Here is a 20,409-nt window from a genome sequence, read left to right as displayed (position 1 = left end):
CCCTCGATCAGATTGCAGCTTCGCCGCGCTCGCCCGTGCGGATACGAATGGCATCGGCCACCGGCTCCACAAAAATCTTGCCGTCGTTCGCCTCGCCGGTGTGAGCGTGCTCCAAAATCGTGGCGATCACCTCCTCTTGGCGCTCCGCCGGCACCACCACCGTAAGCTTGCTTCGCACCGGGAGCGACACCGAAAGTGTCTGTCCGCCCACCACGCGCGCGGCTTCTTCGGACGTTCCTCGCCCGCGCACGTCTTGCACCGTGATGCCCGACACGTCGAGCGCGCTGACGGCGGCCTTCACCCCTTCCAAGCGGTAGGGCTTCAGGTAGACGATCACGCGAACAAACTGGCTCATATGCGGAAGTTGCGCCAATGATGGATGACCCGAAAAGTGTAGCTGATGAAGTTGAGCACGTCGCGGTAGAGGTCAACCACGGCTAATCCCGCCTCGTTGAGGCGTCGTCGCTGCAGCAGCGCGGCGAGATCGTAGCTCACATACGCCAATGTCATCACTCCCCACAGCAGCCCCCACCAGCCGGGACGCAAAATCGCCCAGCCCACGCCGAGCGGCAAGCAGCCGAGCGTGAACAACCCCAAAAAGCTGAAATCGCGTCCACACATCATGCGATAGAGCCACACCGCCAGCACCGCAATGGGGATGAGTTCCAGTCGCACTCCGGCGAGCGTGAGCGCCGCCGCCAAGCGAGCCATGGTGCCGAGGATAAACGGCAACACCCAAATACTCAGGCGGTCGCTTTCGCCACCGAGCCGAATCTTGCGCAAGGTGCTCGCGACCAGCAGTGCGCCGAGCGCGGCCAGCGCCGAGCGGGTCAGGTCTCGGGCGTAGTCGGGTGCCCAGTTGAGTAGCGATACCGTGGCCGCCGCCACCACCAATACGCTCAGAGTAAACCGGTCGATCACGTCGCGGATAAAGCCGAGACGCACGTCGTAATCGAGGCCCGCCGCATTGCCGGGGAGCTCTTCGGCTTCCGGAAAGTACGGTTGCGGTTGCATCTACTTGAGGTGCGCGGCGACCCAATCGCCCACGTGAGCCAAGCCTTCGAGCGTGCCGAGTTCGCCTCGCGGGCCGCCCCACATCGCCACCGGGCTCATCTCCCGGGTGTGGTCGGTCGAGGTGTCGGTCGGGTCGTTGCCGTGGTCGGCGGTGATGATCAGCATGTCGTCCGACCCGAGTTTCGCCAAGAGCTCGCCGAGAAACACATCAAAGTCTTCCAGGCACTTGCCAAATCCCGGCGCATCGTTGCGATGGCCAAACAGCATGTCGGTGTCCTCAAAGTTCGCGAAAATGAAGCTGGCGTCGCTTGCGAGCGCCTCGCGCATCATCACCGCGTGCTCGGCGTTGTTTTGCGTGCGACGCACCGAGCGGAAGCCACGCCCATCGAAGAGCTCGGGAACCACGCCGATGCCGAACGTCGGCTGCTCTAGGCGATCCAACAGGTTGGGCGGCGCTTGCACCGGGAAATCTTTGCGCCGTTCGGTGCGCTTGTACGCGCCGGGTTCGCCAATAAAAGGCCGAGCGATCACGCGCTGCACCTCGTGCGGTCCAACGCAAAGCTCGCGAGCGATGTGGCACCACTCGTACAGCTGTTCAATCGGCACTTTGTCCTCGTGCGCGGCGATCTGGAACACGCTGTCAGCGCTCGTGTAGACGATCGGAAAGCCGGTGTCGCAGTGCAATTCGCCGAGCTCGTTGATGATCGCCGTCCCGCTCGCCGCGCGGTTGGCCAAGGTTTGCGTGCCGATGCGCGACTCGAATTGCTTGATCAGCGGAATCGGGAAGCCGTTCGGAAAGGTCGGGAATGGCCGCTCCAAGACAATGCCCATCATCTCCCAGTGTCCGGTCACCGAGTCCTTGCCCTTGCTGAGCGGGATTAGCCGCGCGAAACCCGCTTCGGGCGCGGGATCTCCGCCCACACCGACGGTTCGCCACCAGCCCAGCCGTTCTAAGTTGGGGGTGTTGAGCGGCCCGGTCTTCTCCCAAACATGACCGAGCGTATTCGGCTGGTGCGGGTCGTTGTAGTCCGCCGCGTCGGCGGTCGCCCCGGCTCCGCAGCCATCCAGCACAATGACAATCGCGCGCTTCATGCCTAGTTGAGGAAGTACCGAATGTTGGTGATCACGACGTTGCGACGACCCGCCAGCGCGATCTTAAGCGGCACCGCGATGTTGTTGTGCAGGAAGCTATGCCACCAGTGCTTGGGCACGGCCTGCGGCACGATCACGGTGATGATCATGGTCGGGTCTTCTTCCAGGGCTTGGTCAATGTAGCTAATGACCGGCCCGACCAGCGAGCGATACGGCGATTCGAGAATCACCAACGGAATGTCGCCGCCGTGCTGATCCCACTCCTTCTTGAGGTCACCCGTGCTCTTGGGGTTAAGCGTCACGTGCAGCGCGCGGCAATCCTTGGCCGTGCTTTTGGCGTAACCAATGGCCTGCAGAATTCCCTTGTGAACGCGCGGCACGAGCAGCAAAGTGGTGCTCTTAACGTTCGGCACTTGGTCGGTGGGCTCCACCGACAACTGCTTGCCGAGGTAGCGGTAGTGCTTGTTCACGCCCAAGAAGATGGCGATCATGATCGTCATGGCGATCGGGACGATGTAGCCGCCATCGGACCATTTGGTGACGGCGATGACGCCCGTCACGACGAGGGTCACGATGCCTCCGATCACGCTCATGATCCACAGATAAATCGGCTTGCCTTCCTTGCGGTTCTTTTGCACCATGCCGAACTGGCTGAGGGTAAAGCACATGAACACGCCGATGGCGTACAGCGGAATCAGGTGGTGGGTGTCGCCCTTAAAGATGACGAGCAGAATGCTGGCCGCCACGCCCAACGCGACGATGCCGTTCTTAAAAACGAGACGATCGCCGAGCGTGCCGAACTGTCGCGGGAGCAGGTCATCCTTCGCAATTTGGTTGGCTAGTCGTGGGAAGTCGGCAAAAGCGGTATTGGCCGCCAAGACAAGAATGGCCGCCGTTGCGACCTGGATGGCGGTGAACCCGATTGAGCGGTCGCCGTAGACGTACGCGGCAATCTGCGCGGTGACGGTCTTAAAGCCCGGGCCGGCTTCCATTGGGTAGGCGTGGAACTTGTTGCCCAGGAAGCTCATGCCCACGAACATGAGGACCAGAATCGTCGCCATCGCCCCCAGCGTTTTCGCCGCGTTGCGCGACGTCGGCTCCTTAAAGGCAGTGATCCCGTCGCTGATCGCTTCGATGCCGGTCAGCGCCGTACAACCAGAACTAAACGCCTTGAGAATGAGGAACACGCCTAGCGTTTGGTGGATGGACTGATCGTTCTTGGCGTTCAGGAGCACCTGCGGCATCTCGGCGGCGGGCTTGGTCAAGCCGATTCCGATGGTCACGAAGATCAACCCGATGAACGTGTAGGTCGGAATCGCAAACACCGCGCCGCTTTCCTTCGCGCCGCGGAGATTGATCAGCGTGAGCATCAACACAAAGAAGAGGTTGAGCTGGATGATGTAGGGCGCAGCCTGCGGCGCCATAGAAACAATGGCCAACACGCCCGCCGACACCGAGACCGCGACGGTAAGGACGTAGTCAATCAGTAGCGCGCCGCCGGCGATCATTCCCGGCCAGCGACCAAGATTCTCCTTGGAAACGCGGTACGAACCACCGCCATCGGGATACGCGTAGATGGTTTGGCGGTAGGAAAACGCCACCAGCACCACGAGCAGCACAATGAAAATCGAGATGTTGAAGGTCGCGCCCAAAAGCGCCAACCCCAACACGTGCATGATTTCTTCCGTGGCGTAGGCCACCGAAGAGAGCGCGTCGCTCGCAAAAACGGGGAGGGCAATCCGCTTGGGAAGTCGCTCGTGTTGGGCCCGTTTGGTATGGATCGGGCGGCCAAATAGCGCACGCTTGAACTTGTTGAGAACGCCCATAGGGTTGCAGAGTTAATTATGGCCAGTTCGCCATAATGACCGTATGGCCTCGGCATCTACCCCCATCCAACCCCCGCAAGTCCGCTGGGATCTTTCCGCTCTCTTTTCGGGCATGGACGACCCCAAGATCGCCGCCATCTACGCGGCGATGGATCAGCGCGCAGACGCTTTTGTCGCCGCTTATCGCGGCAAGATCGCTCCGCTGCAGCTGTCCGCGAGCGAACTGGCCACGTGTATTGCCGAGCTCGAAACGATCTATCAGGAGGCGTACAAGCCATCGCTGTTCGCCAACCTGCTGTTTGCGGGCGACAGTCAAAACGCGGAGATCGGCGCGTTTATGCAAGAGCAGCAGCTTAAGCTGAGTTCCCTCCGGATCAAGCTGATGTTCTTTGCCCTCGACCTGATGAAGGTGGAGGAGGCTGTAATCGCCCCATTGCTGGCGGACCCCGCTCTGGCCAACTACGCGCACTACATTGATACGGTCCGCCAAGCTCGACCCTACACGCTGAGCGAACCCGAAGAAGTGATCGTCGAGGAGTGCTCCAATACCGGTGGCCGCGCTTGGGTGCGGTTTAGCGAGGAGGTCCTGGCCAAGCAGATGTATCACTACATCGCGCCGGATGCGGACGTCGCCGAGTCGTTGAGCGAAGAAGAAGTTCTCATGCTGCTGCGCGACCCCAACCGCGAAGTTCGCGTGGCCGCCGCCGAGGCCTTCTCGCGTGGCCTTAAGGAAATCGAGCACAGCCTGGTGTTCTGCTACAACACGCTGCTTCTGGAAAAGAGCACGAGCGATCGGATTCGCGGTTACGGTTCCGCCGAGCACGAGCGCCACATGAGCAACGAGCTCACCAAGGAGATTGTTGACCAAGTGGTGGACCAATCCGCCGCGAACTATGGCCTGGTTGAGCGCTACTACAACGCCAAAAAGAAGCTGTTGGGCGTGGATGAGCTGACCCACGTGGACCGCTACGCGCCGATTTTCGACAGCAAAGTCGAGATGTCGTTTGAGGACGCACGCACGCTGATTCTCGACGCATTTGCCAACTTCTCGCCGACGTTACGCGACCGCGCCGACGAGTTTTTCGTGAACAATTGGATTGATGCCGAGCCGCGTCCCGGCAAGTCGAGCGGCGCGTTCTGCTCGTACCTGACGCCCGATACGCACCCGGTGGTGTTTATGACCTACCTGAACAAGGACAAGGATGTGAGCACGCTGGCGCACGAGTTGGGCCATGGCGTCCACGCGAGCCTCAGCCGGGAGCAGACGTTCTTCAACTTCCACGGCACCCTACCGCTGGCCGAACTCGCAAGCATCTTCGCCGAGATGTTGGTGTTCGAGAAGCTGCTCGAAGGCGCGTCCACCCGCGACAAGGTCGCCATGTACGCCGAAAAGATCGAAGGCATTTTCGCCTCGGTGTTCCGGCAAGTGGCGATGTTCCGCTTCGAGCGCCGCGCGCATGCGGCTCGCCGCGAGCAAGGCGAACTGACCGCCGAGGACCTCGGCAACATTTGGCAAGACGAACTGCAAGCGATGTTCGGCAACAGCGTGAAGCTTGGCGAGGAGCACCGCGCTTGGTGGAGCTACGTTTGGCACTTCGTTGGCGCGCCGTTCTACGTGTACGCGTATGCCTTTGGTGAACTGCTCACGCTCGCGCTCTACGAAAAGGCCAAGGCGCAGGGCCCCAGCTTCGCCGCCGACTACGAGCGCGTGCTGCGGCTCGGGGGCAGCAAAGCTCCGCAAGACCTTATGGACATTGTCGGCGTGAATCTGGCCGACGGCGCATTTTGGGCGGGCGGACTCAAGGTCGTCGAGCGATTTATCGACGAGTTCGAGCGTTTGGTCGGCGAACTATGAAATTGACGCTCGTTGCGGGGCTTGTTGGGGCCGCGGTTCTGGCCGGGGCGCAGCTGAATGTCCGGAATCACCGCGCGTACAGCATGCCGTTTTTGCGGATGGGCTTTCCGGATCTCAAAATTCAGCGCGGCGAGCGGGTGTGGACGTACGAGCTCACGATCGCCAACGACTATCGCGAGGAGCCGCGCAATTTCTCGCCCGTGGTGGTGGAAGATTGGGAAATGCAGCGGGTCCAACTGGGTCTGCACGAGCATGATTGGTTCATCGAGGGCGGTGTGGCCGCTCGCAACGGCGGCGCGCTGGATGCGGTGATTGACTGGTGGCATCGGCTCGCCTTTAGCTATCAGACCCTGCGCGACTACTCGCCGCATGGGCAAACCCGAATCACCTCGCCCGGGCAACGAAGCTTTGGCACGGCGTTTGGGCTTACCGACGTCACGGTCGGTGCGCGACGCGGCCCGGCAACCGTAGCGATCAAACTCCCGCTCGGCAACCCGCGCCAGCTGCTTGGCTCGGGCAACATCGATGTCGGTGCGTCGGTCGCAAGGTCATGGCAACAGGGTCGGTGGGGCATTCATGCCTTGGCCGGGCTGGTGTGGCAGGGTCGCCCCAAGGAGTTGCGAGCCGCCAAGACCTGGATTCCGCAGCAGCAACTCGGCGTGAGCTACAACATCTCGAGTTCCAAGCGGCTGAGCATTCAGTGGCAAAGCGAACCCGCCGCCGTGAAAGTGGGAGCGGCCGGCGCCGACAGCATGCACAACAGCCTGGTGTTCGGCCTGCGACAGACCTTCAAAAACAAGCAAGTCCTCGACCTGTATCTGGTCGAGGACGGAGATTTTCTTTTTTACGGACGAACGCCGAGTTTGGCGAACGTCGGCGCGGACTTCACAATCGGAGCGCGGTTGAGCGTCCGGTTCTAGTCGGCGTCGTCGGCGTCAGCCCCGAAGTCTTCGGCCTTCTTGGCCGCCCCGGCGGCGGCCGCCGCAGCCGCTTCGGCGGCGCGGGCCTTCGCCGCTTCTTCAACGCTCAGCTGGGAGATCGACTTGATTTGGCGGTTCGGGCAGTTGTTACAGATGAAAATTACGTTGACCGACTGGAGCCAGTTGGGCACTTTCTCCATCGATTTTCCGCATGCGCTACATTTGACCATTGATTATTCTATGTCCTTGAGGTCTTGGAACTCCATGACCGTGTTTTTGTGGCTGAGCCACCCGTTGACAAACATGATCACCGCGGCGAGCCAGTAGAGAAGGGCAAGATTCCCTTCGGGCAATTGGCCCGGGTCGCGAATGGCACGGTCGCCGCCGAGAAATGGCAGGCCGATGATGCCGATGATCACAAGGATGCCAGCAATCCAAAAGAAGGTGTTCTTCCACCACTTGGGCTCGGTCAGTTTCTTCTTCGCGGACACGTGGGTAGTTTACCTTGTCCAAGGCCTAGCCGCGAAACTCGGACGTAATCAGCATAGACGTGACAATAATCAACATTCTTTTATAAGAAAATAATAAAAACGGAGAAACACCGGTAACATGGGTGCAACTCTACGGAGCATTACAAATACGTGCCACTAACAAAACTCGCTGATCAACAAAACTTCGCGCCGTTCCACATCGACGACCTGCTCGAATCCGCCAATCGCGTGCTGAGCATGGCCGGGCTTCGAGAAGTCCAAAGACGCACCCTGCGGTTCTACATCCACCGCGGCATTGTGCCAAAGCCCATCGGCTCGCCGAAGTTCGCCCGCTACCTCTACTCGCACCTGCTGCGATTGGTCGGAGCCCGCAGCGCCCAAGATCAAGGCTACAAGCTGGAGCAAATTCGCGCCGAGTTCGACCAGTGCGCCAACGAAGAAGAATTGGCCCTCGTGGTCTCGCGATACCTGGACGCGCGCCCCACGAAGCGCCGCCAACTCGTGGTGGCCGAAGAAGTGGCTGCCTACGGCGATCGCAAGATCGTCCTGTCGCCGGGGATTTCGCTCAGCATTCTGAGCGACAAACCGGTGAACGAGCAACTCGAAAAGGCACTCACCGAGATCAACAAGATGCTCGGCAAGTGACCTGATCGGGTTCTGACTTAGCTCAGTTCGGCGATCGTGCGTTCAATCAAATCGATGACTTGACCCACGGTCGCCGAATCAAAGGCAAACTTGCCGCCCGCAGTTCGGAAGAACTCGGAGATGCTCACCGTTCCGCCCAGACTCAGCGCCTTTCGATAGGCCGCTACCGCCGCCTTTTCGTCGCTCAGCGAGTTGTTCCACACCTGCATTGCGCCTAACTGCGCTAGACCGTATTCGATGTAGTAGAACGGCACTTGGAAGATGTGCAGTTTGCGGTGCCAGCCGGTCGCCACGATCTCGTCGAGGCCGCTGTAATCTACGCCCTTCATAAAGCGGTGCCACAACTTCGTCCACTCGGCGTCGCAGTTTTTGGCGTCCAGCGCCGCATCCGGATTTTCGTAAACCCAAAGCTGGAACGCGTCCACCACCGACATGTACGGCCAGAACAAAATGCACTTTTCCAAGTGCTCAATGCGGGCGCGCTTGGCCTCCTCGGCGGTGTAGTAGCCGCCCTTCGACTTCTCCAGATACGGCGCGGCGAGAAGCTCCATGGACATGCTCGCGACTTCGGCGACCTCGCTGCCCGTTTCCATTTGCATAGTGTACGGAAGGCTCGCCGATTCGAACACGTGGAACGCGTGGCCCGCCTCGTGCAGCAACGTTTGCACGTCGCCATGCAGACCGACCGCATTCATGAAAATGAACGGACGTCGGCTCAATGCGAACGAGGTGCAGTATCCGCCGGGCGCCTTGCCCTTGCGGTTACCAAGATCAAGCAGACCCTCATTGACCATCGTGCGGTAGTTATCGCCGAGCACCGGATCCACTTGGTCGAAAATCGCCAGGCACGGATTGATGAGTTCGTCATCGGTGTTGAACGGGCGCAGCGGAGTTTCGCCGGGCGCGGGTGCGCTGGAATCCCATGGGCGCAAAGTGTCCAGACCGAGCTTGCTGCGGCGGCGTTCCAGCACCCGCTCCATCGCCGGCACCACGCGCTCTTCGATCGCGGCGTGAAACGCGCGGCAATCGGCAGGCGAGTAGTCAAAGCGGTGCATCCGCTTCCATTGCAGGTCGCCGAAGTTGTCGCCGAACCCGGCGTTCTTGGCTTGCTGCCGGCGATTCGTCAAGAACTTCGCCCACAGCGAATTCAGCGTGTCGCGGTCGGCAAGGCGGCGGCCCATCTCGGCTTCATAAGCGCGTTGCCGCACCGCCCGATCCGGGCTTTGGTATTGCTGGCTCAGTCGGCTGAGCGTAATCTCCTCGCCGTCCCACTCCACGGTTTGCGCGCCGATGACCTTGTCGTACTCCATGCCGAGTTTGTTCTCCTCGGTTTGGAGTTCCAAGTTGGCTTCGCAGAAGGCTTCGGCGTCGGCGCGCATGTTGCGGACGGTCACCATCAGATCAGGCTGGGTGGGGTTGAGTTCCACCAAACGGTCCTTCAGTTTGTGAAGGGCCAGCGCGTACGGCTCGAACACCTCATCCAAAAAGTGCGTGAGCGCGTCTTCGGCGGCGGCATCGGTGGTGTCCACCGTGGTCGCGACGTTGAGACGCGAGTACAGGTCTTCGACCTCGGCTTGTGCCTTGCTCCAATCGGCGAGCCAAGCTTCTAGGTTGGCCGCATCAACGGGGCGGTTTTCGAGTTCGGTAAATGTGGGTTCAAAGTCCGACCAGGACTTGTGAGGATTTGCGGTGGGGGCGCTCATGAATACAGTGTATCTTGCTTGGCACACTCGCCGAAGCCTTTCGCATAATGTCCTTAATGCTTCCAATCAGCGGCACGTTCCTCGACGAAATCACGCACGATATTCCCAGCCAAAACTGGGGCGAGGCCGAGTGGCGACGCGAGTTTGCGCTTTACAACCGCATCGGCCTGGACACCGTCATCATCATCCGGGCGGGCTACCGCAACCGATGCATCTTCCCCGCCAAGTGCCTGCCCGACCTGCTGCCGATTTACGAGGATCTGGGCGAAATGTTCTATTCGCTGGCCGACGAATACGGCCTGAAAGTCTTCTTGGGCACCTACGACAGCGGCTATCACTGGGTGCGCCGGACGTGGTGGAAAGAGGTCGAAATCAATCAGGCGTTTATCGACGAGGCGGTCGCCCGCTACGGCCATCACCCGTCATTTGCCGGTTGGTATCTCACCCACGAAACGGGCAAAAACGACGCCCACATCATTGATCTGTTCAATCACATCGGTCGGCATTGCCGCGCCGCCAAGGACGTGCCGGTGCTGATTTCGCCCTACCCGCAAGGCGCAAAGCAACTCGGCGAAAACGCCTTCACGCTGGAGGAGTCATTTGAGCACTGGAACCGCATTTTCAGCGAGACCCAGGGCGCGTTCGACATCTGCGCATTCCAGGATGGGCAGGTCCACTACCAAGAGTTGCCGCACTTTATCGACGGCATCGCCGAGCTCGCAAAGAAGTTCGGCATCACCCTGTGGAGCAACCTCGAATCCTTCGATCGAGACATGCCGATCAAGTTTCCGCCCGCCGATTGGCGTTACTTGCGATTCAAAATGGAGGCCGCCAGCCGCGTCGCCGAGAAGATCATCACGTTCGAGTTCCCGCACTTCGTCTCGCCGCACTCGTGTTATCCGGCGGCGCATAATCTGTTCCGCCGCTACTGCGAGCACCTCGGGATCGAAGCTTAGATCGTCAGGCCGCCGTCCACGGTGAGCACTTGCCCGGTGACGTAGCCCGCCTCGCGACTAGCGAGAAAGACCGCCGCCGCGGCGATGTCAACCGGGGAGCCCAGACGCCCCGCCGGGGCGTTCTTGCTCACGCTCTCGCGAAACTCGGCGGGCAAGTCCTTGGTCATGTCGGTCTCAATGAACCCCGGCGCAATCGCGTTGCAGGTAATGCCGCGCGAGCCCAGTTCCTTGGCCACTGAGTACGTCAGGCCGACCAGGCCCGCCTTGCTCGCGGCATAGTTGGTTTGCCCCGCCGCGCCATGCAACCCCACGATGCTGGTGATGTTCACGATGCGCCCGTAGCGCGCCTTCATCATCGGGCGGCTCATCGCGCGGATCGTGTTGAACGCGCCGCGCAGGTTGACATCAATCACGGTTTGGAAATCCTCGTCGCTCATGCGCATCATGAGCCCGTCGCGGGTGAGACCGGCGTTGTTGATCAGCACGCTCGGCGCGCCATGGGCGGCGACAATCTCATCGGTGAGTGCGTTCACCGCCGCGCTGTCGCTCACGTTGAGGCCGTAGGCGGACGCTTTGCCTCCGGCGGCAGTAATAGCCGCGGCTGTTTCCTCGGCGTTGCTCGCCTTGGTCGCGATGCAAGCGACGGTCGCGCCCGCCGCACCAAACGCCTCGGCGATAGCGCGCCCAATGCCGCGACTTGCGCCGGTGACCACCACCAACTGATCCTGAAAACTGAGATTCATGATTCGAGGATACCGGGGGCGGCGGCCAGGGAGGCTGCGTCTTGCACGGCCACGCTCACCGCTTCTTTATTAATGCGGCGCAACAGTCCACCCAGGACTTCCCCGCCGCCGCACTCGGCGAAGTGGGTGATCCCGGCGGCCAGCATCGCCTCGACGCTCTCGCGCCAGCGCACGGCGTTCAGTAGTTGCTGCTCCAAAAGCGCGGCCCAAGCCGCGGAATCGGCGACAGCCTGCGCCGTGACGTTCGCGTACACCGGCGTGTGTTGGGCCGTCCAGTTGGCGGCGGTCGCCGCCTGACCCATGGCGAGCGCGGGGTCGGCCATCAGCGGACTGTGAAACGCGCCGCTCACGTTTAGCGGAAGTACGCGCTTCGCGCCCGCCGCGACGGCGGCCGCTTCGATGCGACCAACGGCGTCCTTGTCGCCCGAAACCACGACTTGGCCGGGGCAGTTATCGTTCGCGACTACCACGACCGAGCCTTCGGTACTGGTCGCGAGGCACACCTCGCTGAGCGGCCCCGAGTCCAATCCGAGCACGGCGGCCATGCCGCCGGGGCGCGTCGCGCCCGCGCTCGCCATCAGCTTGCCGCGAGTCTGCACCAGCTTCGCGCCTTCGGCCACGCTCAACGCGCCGCTCGCCACCAGCGCGGCGTACTCGCCGACGCTGTGTCCGGCGAATGCGCTCGGCTTGCCCACACTCGGCGCGAGGGCGTACCAGCCGGCGAGTCCCGCCGTAAACAGCGCGAGCTGAGCGTTTTGGGTCTGGCGAAGATCATCCTCGCTCAGTTCCCAGCAAATCTGGCGCAGGTCTTGGCCCGTCGCCTCCGAAACTTGGTCGAACACCTGGGCCGCCGCCGCGTTTTGCTCTGCTAACTCGCGCGCCATGCCCGGCTTTTGGGAGCCTTGCCCCGGAAACACCACCGCAAACATGCGGCGAGTTTATCAGACCGGCCCGTGGACAATTGGCCGCGCCATCTCAAGATCGCCGCGAAATGTGGCAATAACCAATAGTAGGATGAAAGTCGACGGCAGCCAACTCACCGCGATGATTCAGGCGTTACAGCCCGAACAGCAGGTCGAGACGATGAAAACGCAGGTTCAAGCGAGCCTGTTGCGCAAGACCCTCGACACCCAAACCGAGACCGCCACCGAGCTCTTGAAGATGCTCGAGGGCAAAGGTCAGGTTATTGATATCCGCGCCTAGAATTTCAGGTCGCGCCCCTGTTCTTGGAACCACGCGACGGCGTCGCGCATGGTCTCGGCCAGCGGCCGATGGCGCAATCCCGCTGCCTTCGCGGCCTCCCAATTCACCACCATGATGCCTTCTCGCTCGGTGTCGCCCTCCATGTCCAACGGCTTGGCGTAATCGCCGGGCGTCAGTGCCGCTGCGGGATTCAGCGTTTGCACGGCGAGGTCGAGCACTTGGCGGAACGACATCGGAGTAGCGGGGCCAACCGCGTTGAACGTGCCCGGCGTTTGGCTTTGCAACAGGTTGAGCACGAGCCCGGCGAGGTCGCGCGCATCAATGACTTGCAGCGGCTGATCAATGCCCACCGGTTCGCGGCGCTGGCCGCGGCGGATATGCTCCAGCCAATACGTCAAGCGGTCGGTGTGGTCAAACGGCCCGACGATGAGCCCGGGGCGCACGATGGTGACAGTGCCCGACCAATCGGATTCGAGGGTGCGCTCGCAAAGCACCTTAAGGCCGCCGTAAGTCTCGCCGTCAACCTTTTCCACCGTTGGATCAGCGAGCTCCAGCACGCGGTGATCTTCGCGGATGTCGCGCTCGCCCGCCTGCACGTCGTACACGCTAATCGTGGAGATAAAGAGGTACTGCTCGGCGCGGCCCTTCAGCGCGTTGATGGCGGTGGTCATGGCGCGCGGAATGTAGCCGCTGACATCCACGATCGCATCCCAGCGCCGCTCGCCGAGGTCAAACTGTTCGATTTCCAGGCGATCGGTGAGCAGGTGCTCGCACTCGGGAAACAGCTCGGGGTTGGTGTTGCCGCGGTGCAGCAAGGTCACCCTGTGACCGTTCGAAAGCAAGGTTTTGACGATGGTGCGACCCACAAACTGGGTTCCGCCGAGCACAAGAAAGTCCATGCTTACAGTCTACGAGTTTTCACCGGGCCCGGTGCCGGAGCCTACAATCCGCCAAGGCGCGCGGCGATCTCTCGTTGCAGCTTTTTGGTGATGGTTTCGTCGAATCCGATCTCGCCGACCCGCTCGATCCATGGTTGAGCCTTGGTGGTCACTCGGGCGAGCATGGCTTCGGTGGCTTTGGCCGGCACGTGGTATCGCTCGCCGAACTTCACGAAGTCCGCGGCGCGAAGCTTGTTGCTCTTGCCATCGAGGTGCATCGACATTTCGGGTGGCAACGCATACGGCAACGTGCTGAGCACATCGTACGCCGGGCTCAAGCGCACAACGCCGTCGCGCCACAAAAGGCTCACGTTTTTAGCGTGCTGGTCGGCGTTGCCGATGATGTAGTTGAACAGCACTTGCTCCAGCAGACGCAACACTTCCGCGCGCGGCGCGGAGGCGAACTCCACCAGCGCGTCGGCCATGTGGCGTACGCTCACCTGATACTTGTCGCGAGGCGGCAAGTCGAGAATTTGGCACCCATCTTCTTGGTGCAACTTGCGCAAGGTGCGGCCGTCCTTGACTCGGTCAAAACGCGTCACCAACAGGCCCGGCTCGCGCTCGCGGTCGTGCACCAACTGCGCGGCGGCCACCTCCAGCCCGCACCCCTTGGCCATGCGCAAGAAGAAGTGCTCGTTGTAGACCAGGCGCGGATATCGGCGGGGGTTGAGCTTGAGAATTGCGCTGAGCTGATCGCTCATGCGCACGCCAAACGAGATTGTCGCCGCGGAGAGTTTTTCCTGTACGCCAGGCACACTAGCGTCGGCGTGCTCGCCCGCTCCGGCCTCAAACAGCTTCCAAAAGCTCACGTCGCGAGCCATCTGTTCGGGCACCAAAGGCTGGCGTGGTCCGCTGGCATCGGGGTCGAGCACCGCCACGTCGCCAATGGTGTCCCACCCCACGCGCAGCAAGAGCTCAAGCGCATCATCTTTTGCGCGCAAGGCATCGAGCAGCATCTGCAGCCGTGCTCCTTCGGGCAGAAGGTTGATCAAGAAGTTGGGGAATTCAGCGAAGCTCCGCGGCCCCTCGAAGTAAGGCAACTGCGCCGCCAAGGGCGGACCGGGAGTGAGGTACTCCAGGATAAGGCCATTGTCGTCGCGAGTGATCTCGGCGCGGGCGTCATCGCCCTGGTAGATGATGGCGTCAGGCACTGCGTTTGCCTCGCGAGAGCTGCAGATCGAGGCCCAGAACATTGGCGATTTTCACCAGCGTCTCCAAACGCAGGTTGGGGCGGCCGCGCTCGGCGGCAATCACCGACGGCTTGGAGCATCCCGCCAACAGGGCCACCTCGGCCTGGGTTATTCCCAGCCGACGGCGCTCCTCAACGAGCATTTTGGCAATCGATTCAATAGTCATTTAGTCCACGATCTTTTACATTATGGCACTTTTTTCCTCCTGGATCACAAAAAATCGCCAAATTATCAACGATCCTTTACTCACCGCCAAATCAGAGGACGAGCGGGGAAGGGAGCGAGACGCCGGAAGTACGGAGCGAGTATCTTCGCCGTCTCGGCGATTTCCAGAACCGGCGAGACGCCGGAAGTACGGAACGTATCTTCGCCGTCTCGGCGATTTCCAGAACCGGCGAGACGCCGGGAGTACGGAACGAGTATCTTCGCCGTCTCGGCGATTTCCAGAACCGGCGAGACGCCGGAAATACGGAACGTATCTTCGCCGTCTAGGCGAATTCCAGAACCGGCGTTGGTCAAGTAACGTTTACTTTTTGGCGTTTTTTTGATGAAAATGAGAGAAAAGTGGGCTAAAAGTAAGGACTCATTGACTAAATGAGGGCGGAAAATATGGGGTTTTGGCGTGACAAACGGTTGTCACGCATCCGTAACGGACCGCCCTTGGCCTTGTCACGGCCATCCTCGAAAATGATGTTTGTCAGCCCGCAACGGGCACGAAACCGTGAACATCATGAAAACTCTGAACACATCGATCGCCGTCCTCAGCTTTGCTGCTCTCTTCGCCACCAGCGCCTCGGCAAACCTCGGTCGCTATCGCGTCATAGACCTGGGCCAAATGGGCGGCGTCCACAACAGCGCCGTCGGAATCAATAACAACGGCCTCGTGGTTGGCAACATGACCGACGCTACCGGTCTGGTTCGCGCCTGGCAGTACAACCTCAACACCAAGCAGCTCATCGTGCTGCCCCGCCCGTCCGATTTCACCAACACCCGAGTACGGGATATCAACGACTCGGGTCGCATGGTCGGTTACGGCACCAAGGTGATGTCCCCCAGCAGCCGCAGCCGCGGTCTGTATTGGAGCGACCCCAGCATGCCCGTGCAAATCACACCGTTCGATGGCACGACCAACGCCGACAGCTACCTGATGGGCATCAACAACAACGGCAATTGCGTGGGCGCCGCCTCGGGCCGAGTCTACAGCGGCACGGCCACTTCGGTGCTCCAGGGCATGTCGTACTACGCCCCCAACAACGCCAAGACGTTCCGCGGAACCCTCGGCAACATCAACGGCACCTCGGCAAACACGTCGTTCATCAACGCCATCAACAGCACCGAAGTGTGCGTTGGCTACACCCGCACCACCAGCAGCGACAACGCCGGAATGCGCGACAACGGCTCAGGTGGCATGTTCAGCGTGGCCAACCCGTACAGTTCCTCCTCGTCCACGAGCGTCGAAGACATTAACGACTTCAACCGCATGGTCGGGACCTTTTGGCCGGCCACCGGCCAATCGCGCGCCTTTTACAAGGATAACTACGGAACGACGACCCTGATTCCGCAACTGAGCTACACGCAAAGCGGCGACTCGTCGGCGGCCCGATCGGTGAACAACCTTGGCTACATCGCGGGCAACAACGAAACCGGGACCACGCTCCGCGGCACCCTGTTCGACGGCACGACGCTCACCGACCTGAACGTGATCTCCGATGGCCAGATGTTCAACTACATCGGCTCGGCCAACGACATCAACGAAAAGATGTGCATTGCCGGCGATCTCGGCCCCAGCGGTACGTCGCGAGCTTGCGTCCTGCTCCCGGTGCAAAACATCCAAGTGCCTTGTACGTTTGAGGACACTCAGCTCTCCGGCTACGTCGAGTGGGACATTCTCAGCACCGCCGGCGCAGTTGTCGATAGCGGCTCGGACATCCCCGTAGGTGGCGTGCTCAGGGTAAGCACCATCCACAGCGGCATCGGCACGCTCCGCATCAAGCCGAGCCACTGGCTGCAACGCAACGTCGTGTTCAACGCCACCACCGTGTTCCAAACCATCAATACGGCTCCTACCACGTTCAAGAATGGCGACGTGAACAACGACAACGTCGTGGACATCGCCGACTACACCGGTCTTGCGGCGGCGTTCGACAGCGTCTACGGCGGTCCGAACTGGAACTTCATGGCCGACCTGAACGCGGACCAAATCGTGGATATCGCCGACTACGTGATCCTCGCTCGCAACTTCGACATGTTCGGCGACTAAGCCAACCGTCGATTAGGGGGGCGAGTCTTCGGGCTCGTCCCTTTTTTGCCGCGACACTTTTCACGCTTTGCCGTGACAAGCAGCCCTAACCCACCAAGGAGATTCCAACATGCAATACCATAGACAAGTGAGTTCGCCGCCACTATTGGAACGATGGCCCAACGCCGACGAGCGAAGTCTGCTTCGATCGTCGTTCGCCCGCCTCATTCCGCAAAGCGACCAAGCGGTGGTCGAGTTCTACGACCAGCTGTTCGCCCACCATCCCGACGTTCGCCCGCTGTTTCCCGCCGATCTAACTGACCTTCACGAGAAGTTCATGATGATGCTTGCGTGGTTCATTGAGTATCTCGATCGGCCCGACGAAGCGGCCGTGGAAGCTCAGAAACTCGGTCAGCGGCATCGCCACTACGGAGCCGCGGCCGGTCACTACGGCCCGGTCGGCGGAGTCTTGCTCGGCGTGCTCACCCAACACGCTGGTCTGAACGAGGCCGAAGTCGCGGCCTGGGGGAACCTCTACGGATTGATTTGCGAGTTGATGCTCGCCGGCGCGACCGGCAACTCCTGAAACAGCGCCAGCGCGCTCGCCGCGGTTGCGGGTTCTTTTGGCAAGGCGAACTCTCCCACCTGAGCTCGGACGCCGTCGCGATGGGTGATCTCCGAATCCACCAGCCGCAACCCGAGTTCCTGCGCAAGAGCTTCTTGCACGCCCAGCGCGTGAGCCGCCTTGGCTTGCTCGTTCCGAGCCATCCAGCACCGGGCGAGGATTGTCAATGCGGCGTTGAGGCCGCCCACGTCGCCCGCCTTCATCCAAAGATTTGCGCTATGAACCACCCAAGTTTCCGCCTCGGCGAACCGGCCCATATCGGCAAAAGCCCGGCTGAGCGAGAGCGATTGATCAGCCATTTGGAACGTGTTGTCGAGCCGCTCCCACCCGCGATAGCTCTCGCGAAAACTCGCTTCGGCACCCGCGGGTTGACCAAGTCCAATGAAAGCCCGCCCGCGCAACTCGTGGGCAAAACTGATCGCACCCGGCTCACGCAAGCGCTCGGCCATTGGTAAGAGCCGCTCCAGCTCGGTCAACATCCCGGCGAAGTCGTGCTCGCCATGCAGCACGCTCATGTACCGCAAACCCGCGTTGACCACTTGCGCTTCGTCACCCGCCACAAGGCTCTTCTCCACCGCGGCGCGGATATGCCGGGCCGCCTCGTCACCTTGATTCGCGAAGATGAACAGGATCCCCAGCGTGAGTTCGCATTCAGCCTCGATCTGCGGTAAGCCGGACGCTTGCGCCAATTTTAGAGCCTGTTCGGCTCGGTTGAGCGCCGCCTCAATCGAAACCGTGCGCCGTTCCAAACTCGCCAGCCTTGCGTGAGCGATCGCCTGACCCGCCGCCGAACCCTGCAGCGCAAACCCCGAAATCGCGCGCTCTAGCCACTCCGCGCACTCGGCTTCCCGACCTAAGGCCAAGCGAGCAATTCCGCCCGCGAAAGCGAGTTCCGGCTGAGCTGAGTTGTCAAGCGCATCCACCTGAGCCAGCACATAGCGGTAGCGACCCCGGGCCAAGTCTTGCCGCCACCACACGCCCAGTAGCTCGGCGGCCAACGGCGGTTCCACCTCCGCGCCGAGCCGCAACGCCTCGTGAACGTTGCTCGTCTCGGCGTCGAGCATGTCCAGGGTTTCAGCGGACATGGGTCCCCAGAGGCTAGGAAGGTGCCGCCGGACGGTCGCGATCATGGCGCGGATAAAGCCGGTGCTGGCGTGGTGGCGGTCCGCCTCGGCGAGCGAGGCACGAATCGAGATCCGCACCAACTCCAAGGTGCGCAGGCGGACCTGCGCCCCCTCGTCGAGGGTCACCAGCGATTGATCCACCAGAAAATCGAGATCATCCAACAGTTCTGGCTCGGGCAACACATCTTGCAACTGCTCCACCGTGGCTCCCGACGGAAACATCGTCAGCGCGAGGAGCACCGCTTGACGGCTCGCCGAGAGCGACTCGACGCTCCCGCCGATGAGCGCCGAAAGGTCGCGGTGCCGCTCGGGCAAATCGTCCAGGGCGGCGGCAATCGGCGTGGAGCCCAGCTCGCGCAGCACCATCGCCGGGCTGCGTAGTTTCAGGCGAGGCGCGATGAGTCGCAGCGCGAGCGGATAACCATCGAGGCGCTGCATCAGTTCCGTCAGTTCGGATTCGGTGGCGGGAGTCATCGCCAGATTCGGGCGGAGTCCGCGCCACAGGTCGAGCAACAAGTCGCGTCCCGCCGAGGTCGGATCGAGCGGTCCGATGCGGATTTGCTGCTCGCCCGCCAGCCCAAGCGGCACCCGCGAGGTCACTAAGAGTCGTAAGCCGGGGAGGGATTCCAGCAACCGGCGTACGATGGCGGCGAGGTCGGGCATGAGGTGCTCGGCGTTGTCGAGCACCAGGACAGTTGGCCTCGAACCGACACTCCGCACGAAGACATCCAAGGCGTCCACGTTGTCCGGGGCGAAGAGTTGCGCTTGGTACAACAAGGCCGCCGGAACCTGGTCCGCCGCCCCCAACTCGGCCAGCGGCACCCAACCCACGGCCCCGTCTCCGTCTGCCGCGGCATCCAATGCGAGATGCGTTTTGCCGATGCCACCCGGCCCCAATAGCGTCACCAGGCGGTGTCCCTCCGCCCAACGCTGGGCGATGAGTTCTCGTTCGCTCGCTCGCCCGAAGGTGCGCGACAAGTTCACGGGTCGCGGACGCCAGTTTCCGGCGGTTTCGGCGGGCCGGGCCACCGTTCGCGAGCCGAGCCCGGCCATCACGGCCTCGCTTTCCTCGGCGAGCGCCCGGTTTTGGTCGCGCAGCGCCCGCTTGAGCTGCTGAAACTCGCTCATGGCCTGGGTCATCGAACCGGTTTCGGCGAACGCTTGGACAAGCAGCATCCGGATCGTTTCGTCAAGCGGGTCGAGCGCGGCGAGCGGAGTGCAAAGCGCGACGACATCTTGCGGGCGACCATCCAAAAGGTATTGCGTGGCACCCTTGAGCACCGCCTCGCGGCGCATCGCGTGAGCTTGCGTTCGCTCGGCGAAGACCCAGGGCTCGGACCACGTGGCCAAAAAGTCCCCGGCGAGCATGCCGATCAGTTGGTCCACCGCCCGACCATAGGTTGGCGAATCCGCGGGAACGCGCAACAGATTCGCCAAATCGTCGCGATCGGAGGTGACCTCGGCCAGGCTCACAAACTCGCCATCGGCGATCAGCAAGTCGGCGTGGGCACCCAGGGCCTTGCGGGCGCGGGCGAGTTCTTGCCGCAACCGCAACCGGGTCGCATCGGGAAAATCGTCGGGCCAGAGCAAGTCGGCGAGCTCGGCGCGAGAGAGACGCTTGGACCGCGAGAGGCCGACCAGCGCGACCAGTTTCGCCGCGCGCTGCGTATCGAATCGGGTGATGCGTTCACCTCCCGCCTCCACCGAAAACTCTCCGAAATATGTAAGGCGCGCCTCCGCCATAGCCCTCTCGCGGACTATACCGCTTTCATGCGAACTGCACCAACATTTCCCCATCCAGTTCCGTCCTTTCTGAGAACTTCCCAGAATTCTTGGTAATATGGG

General features: G+C 61.5%; 21 protein-coding genes. 7 read left to right on the top strand and 14 right to left on the bottom strand.

Going from position 1 to position 20,409, the window contains the following annotated elements; all coding sequences use genetic code 11:
• Positions 1-7: 7 nt before the first annotated feature.
• From JNJ45_10420 to JNJ45_10405, 4 genes are read right to left on the bottom strand one after another with little or no spacing between them, the layout of a single operon-like run.
• The gene (locus tag JNJ45_10420; GenBank protein ID MBL8049082.1) at positions 8-355 is read right to left on the bottom strand and encodes a P-II family nitrogen regulator; all 348 of its coding nucleotides are present in this window, start codon (positions 353-355) and stop codon (positions 8-10) included.
• Positions 352-1,014, bottom strand: a complete 663-nt coding sequence (locus JNJ45_10415; GenBank protein MBL8049081.1) for a hypothetical protein — start codon at positions 1,012-1,014, stop codon at positions 352-354. Before JNJ45_10415 ends, JNJ45_10420 begins: the two co-directional genes overlap by 4 nt.
• A complete protein-coding gene (locus JNJ45_10410) occupies positions 1,015-2,106 on the bottom strand; it encodes a phosphopentomutase (GenBank protein ID MBL8049080.1) in 1,092 nt (363 codons plus the stop codon). It abuts the gene before it with no gap.
• Between the two features lie 2 nt (positions 2,107-2,108).
• Entirely contained in the window at positions 2,109-3,932 is a 1,824-nt protein-coding gene (locus tag JNJ45_10405; GenBank protein ID MBL8049079.1) for an APC family permease, read from the bottom strand.
• 43 nt (positions 3,933-3,975) lie between these two features.
• Between JNJ45_10405 and JNJ45_10400 the strand changes: the two genes are divergently transcribed.
• Complete coding sequence (locus tag JNJ45_10400) at positions 3,976-5,787, top strand: M3 family oligoendopeptidase (protein ID MBL8049078.1); 1,812 nt, start codon at positions 3,976-3,978, stop codon at positions 5,785-5,787.
• On the top strand, positions 5,784-6,707 hold the full coding sequence (locus tag JNJ45_10395) for a DUF3187 family protein (protein ID MBL8049077.1): 924 nt from the start codon (positions 5,784-5,786) through the stop codon (positions 6,705-6,707). Before JNJ45_10400 ends, JNJ45_10395 begins: the two co-directional genes overlap by 4 nt.
• On the opposite strand, the gene JNJ45_10390 is transcribed toward JNJ45_10395, so the two are convergent.
• Entirely contained in the window at positions 6,704-6,907 is a 204-nt protein-coding gene (locus tag JNJ45_10390) for a hypothetical protein (protein MBL8049076.1), read from the bottom strand. The genes JNJ45_10395 and JNJ45_10390 overlap by 4 nt on opposite strands.
• Positions 6,908-6,940: 33 nt before the next feature.
• Entirely contained in the window at positions 6,941-7,198 is a 258-nt protein-coding gene (locus tag JNJ45_10385) for a hypothetical protein (protein ID MBL8049075.1), read from the bottom strand.
• 150 nt (positions 7,199-7,348) lie between these two features.
• On the opposite strand from JNJ45_10385, the gene JNJ45_10380 reads away from it, so the two are divergent.
• On the top strand, positions 7,349-7,843 hold the full coding sequence (locus JNJ45_10380) for a MerR family transcriptional regulator (GenBank protein MBL8049074.1): 495 nt from the start codon (positions 7,349-7,351) through the stop codon (positions 7,841-7,843).
• Between the two features lie 17 nt (positions 7,844-7,860).
• Here the strand turns inward: JNJ45_10380 and JNJ45_10375 are convergent, their stop codons facing one another.
• Complete coding sequence (locus tag JNJ45_10375; GenBank protein ID MBL8049073.1) at positions 7,861-9,546, bottom strand: M3 family oligoendopeptidase; 1,686 nt, start codon at positions 9,544-9,546, stop codon at positions 7,861-7,863.
• Positions 9,547-9,602: 56 nt separating this feature from the next.
• Between JNJ45_10375 and JNJ45_10370 the strand changes: the two genes are divergently transcribed.
• Entirely contained in the window at positions 9,603-10,502 is a 900-nt protein-coding gene (locus JNJ45_10370) for a DUF4434 domain-containing protein (GenBank protein ID MBL8049072.1), read from the top strand.
• Here JNJ45_10370 and fabG read toward each other — a convergent pair.
• Complete coding sequence (fabG, locus tag JNJ45_10365; protein ID MBL8049071.1) at positions 10,499-11,245, bottom strand: 3-oxoacyl-[acyl-carrier-protein] reductase; 747 nt, start codon at positions 11,243-11,245, stop codon at positions 10,499-10,501. The genes JNJ45_10370 and fabG overlap by 4 nt on opposite strands.
• Entirely contained in the window at positions 11,242-12,174 is a 933-nt protein-coding gene (gene fabD, locus JNJ45_10360; GenBank protein MBL8049070.1) for an ACP S-malonyltransferase, read from the bottom strand. Before fabD ends, fabG begins: the two co-directional genes overlap by 4 nt.
• 85 nt (positions 12,175-12,259) lie before the next feature.
• Here fabD and JNJ45_10355 point away from each other — a divergent pair, with 85 nt between their 5' ends.
• Positions 12,260-12,448: a putative motility protein gene (locus JNJ45_10355; protein MBL8049069.1), complete on the top strand. Its 189-nt coding sequence runs from the start codon at positions 12,260-12,262 to the stop codon at positions 12,446-12,448.
• On the opposite strand, the gene JNJ45_10350 is transcribed toward JNJ45_10355, so the two are convergent.
• The 4 genes from JNJ45_10350 to JNJ45_10335 form a co-directional block, all read right to left on the bottom strand.
• Entirely contained in the window at positions 12,445-13,347 is a 903-nt protein-coding gene (locus tag JNJ45_10350) for an NAD-dependent epimerase/dehydratase family protein (protein MBL8049068.1), read from the bottom strand. The two genes, JNJ45_10355 and JNJ45_10350, sit on opposite strands and share 4 nt — an antisense overlap.
• Before the next feature lie 41 nt (positions 13,348-13,388).
• A complete protein-coding gene (locus JNJ45_10345) occupies positions 13,389-14,537 on the bottom strand; it encodes a HipA domain-containing protein (protein ID MBL8049067.1) in 1,149 nt (382 codons plus the stop codon).
• Positions 14,530-14,742, bottom strand: a complete 213-nt coding sequence (locus tag JNJ45_10340) for a helix-turn-helix transcriptional regulator (GenBank protein MBL8049066.1) — start codon at positions 14,740-14,742, stop codon at positions 14,530-14,532. The genes JNJ45_10345 and JNJ45_10340 overlap by 8 nt, the downstream gene beginning before the upstream one ends.
• An 80-nt stretch (positions 14,743-14,822) precedes the next feature.
• Positions 14,823-15,095, bottom strand: a complete 273-nt coding sequence (locus JNJ45_10335) for a hypothetical protein (protein MBL8049065.1) — start codon at positions 15,093-15,095, stop codon at positions 14,823-14,825.
• Positions 15,096-15,270: 175 nt separating this feature from the next.
• On the opposite strand from JNJ45_10335, the gene JNJ45_10330 reads away from it, so the two are divergent.
• Together JNJ45_10330 and JNJ45_10325 are read left to right on the top strand one after the other, a co-directional pair.
• Entirely contained in the window at positions 15,271-16,836 is a 1,566-nt protein-coding gene (locus JNJ45_10330; GenBank protein MBL8049064.1) for a DUF3466 family protein, read from the top strand.
• Between the two features lie 127 nt (positions 16,837-16,963).
• The gene (locus tag JNJ45_10325; protein MBL8049063.1) at positions 16,964-17,401 is read left to right on the top strand and encodes a hypothetical protein; all 438 of its coding nucleotides are present in this window, start codon (positions 16,964-16,966) and stop codon (positions 17,399-17,401) included.
• On the opposite strand, the gene JNJ45_10320 is transcribed toward JNJ45_10325, so the two are convergent.
• Complete coding sequence (locus JNJ45_10320; GenBank protein MBL8049062.1) at positions 17,350-20,307, bottom strand: hypothetical protein; 2,958 nt, start codon at positions 20,305-20,307, stop codon at positions 17,350-17,352. The genes JNJ45_10325 and JNJ45_10320 overlap by 52 nt on opposite strands.
• Positions 20,308-20,409 lie beyond the last annotated feature (102 nt).

Source organism: Chthonomonas sp., from assembly GCA_016788425.1.
GTDB lineage: Bacteria > Armatimonadota > Fimbriimonadia > Fimbriimonadales > Fimbriimonadaceae > JAEURQ01.
This window is presented reverse-complemented; position numbering and strand designations above follow the sequence as displayed.

What these genes read in the sequence shown, in the direction of transcription:
- JNJ45_10410 (MBL8049080.1), bottom strand. Translation starts at nt 2,106, where the DNA reads ATGAAGCGCGCGATTGTCATTGTGCTGGATGGCTGCGGAGCCGGGGCG.
- JNJ45_10420 (MBL8049082.1), bottom strand. Translation starts at nt 355, where the DNA reads ATGAGCCAGTTTGTTCGCGTGATCGTCTACCTGAAGCCCTACCGCTTG.
- JNJ45_10320 (MBL8049062.1), bottom strand. Translation starts at nt 20,307, where the DNA reads ATGGCGGAGGCGCGCCTTACATATTTCGGAGAGTTTTCGGTGGAGGCG.
- fabG (MBL8049071.1), bottom strand. Translation starts at nt 11,245, where the DNA reads ATGAATCTCAGTTTTCAGGATCAGTTGGTGGTGGTCACCGGCGCAAGT.
- JNJ45_10390 (MBL8049076.1), bottom strand. Translation starts at nt 6,907, where the DNA reads ATGGAGAAAGTGCCCAACTGGCTCCAGTCGGTCAACGTAATTTTCATC.
- JNJ45_10370 (MBL8049072.1), top strand. Translation starts at nt 9,603, where the DNA reads ATGCTTCCAATCAGCGGCACGTTCCTCGACGAAATCACGCACGATATT.
- JNJ45_10405 (MBL8049079.1), bottom strand. Translation starts at nt 3,932, where the DNA reads ATGGGCGTTCTCAACAAGTTCAAGCGTGCGCTATTTGGCCGCCCGATC.
- JNJ45_10355 (MBL8049069.1), top strand. Translation starts at nt 12,260, where the DNA reads ATGAAAGTCGACGGCAGCCAACTCACCGCGATGATTCAGGCGTTACAG.
- JNJ45_10400 (MBL8049078.1), top strand. Translation starts at nt 3,976, where the DNA reads ATGGCCTCGGCATCTACCCCCATCCAACCCCCGCAAGTCCGCTGGGAT.
- JNJ45_10340 (MBL8049066.1), bottom strand. Translation starts at nt 14,742, where the DNA reads ATGACTATTGAATCGATTGCCAAAATGCTCGTTGAGGAGCGCCGTCGG.
- JNJ45_10395 (MBL8049077.1), top strand. Translation starts at nt 5,784, where the DNA reads ATGAAATTGACGCTCGTTGCGGGGCTTGTTGGGGCCGCGGTTCTGGCC.
- JNJ45_10375 (MBL8049073.1), bottom strand. Translation starts at nt 9,546, where the DNA reads ATGAGCGCCCCCACCGCAAATCCTCACAAGTCCTGGTCGGACTTTGAA.
- fabD (MBL8049070.1), bottom strand. Translation starts at nt 12,174, where the DNA reads ATGTTTGCGGTGGTGTTTCCGGGGCAAGGCTCCCAAAAGCCGGGCATG.
- JNJ45_10415 (MBL8049081.1), bottom strand. Translation starts at nt 1,014, where the DNA reads ATGCAACCGCAACCGTACTTTCCGGAAGCCGAAGAGCTCCCCGGCAAT.
- JNJ45_10350 (MBL8049068.1), bottom strand. Translation starts at nt 13,347, where the DNA reads ATGGACTTTCTTGTGCTCGGCGGAACCCAGTTTGTGGGTCGCACCATC.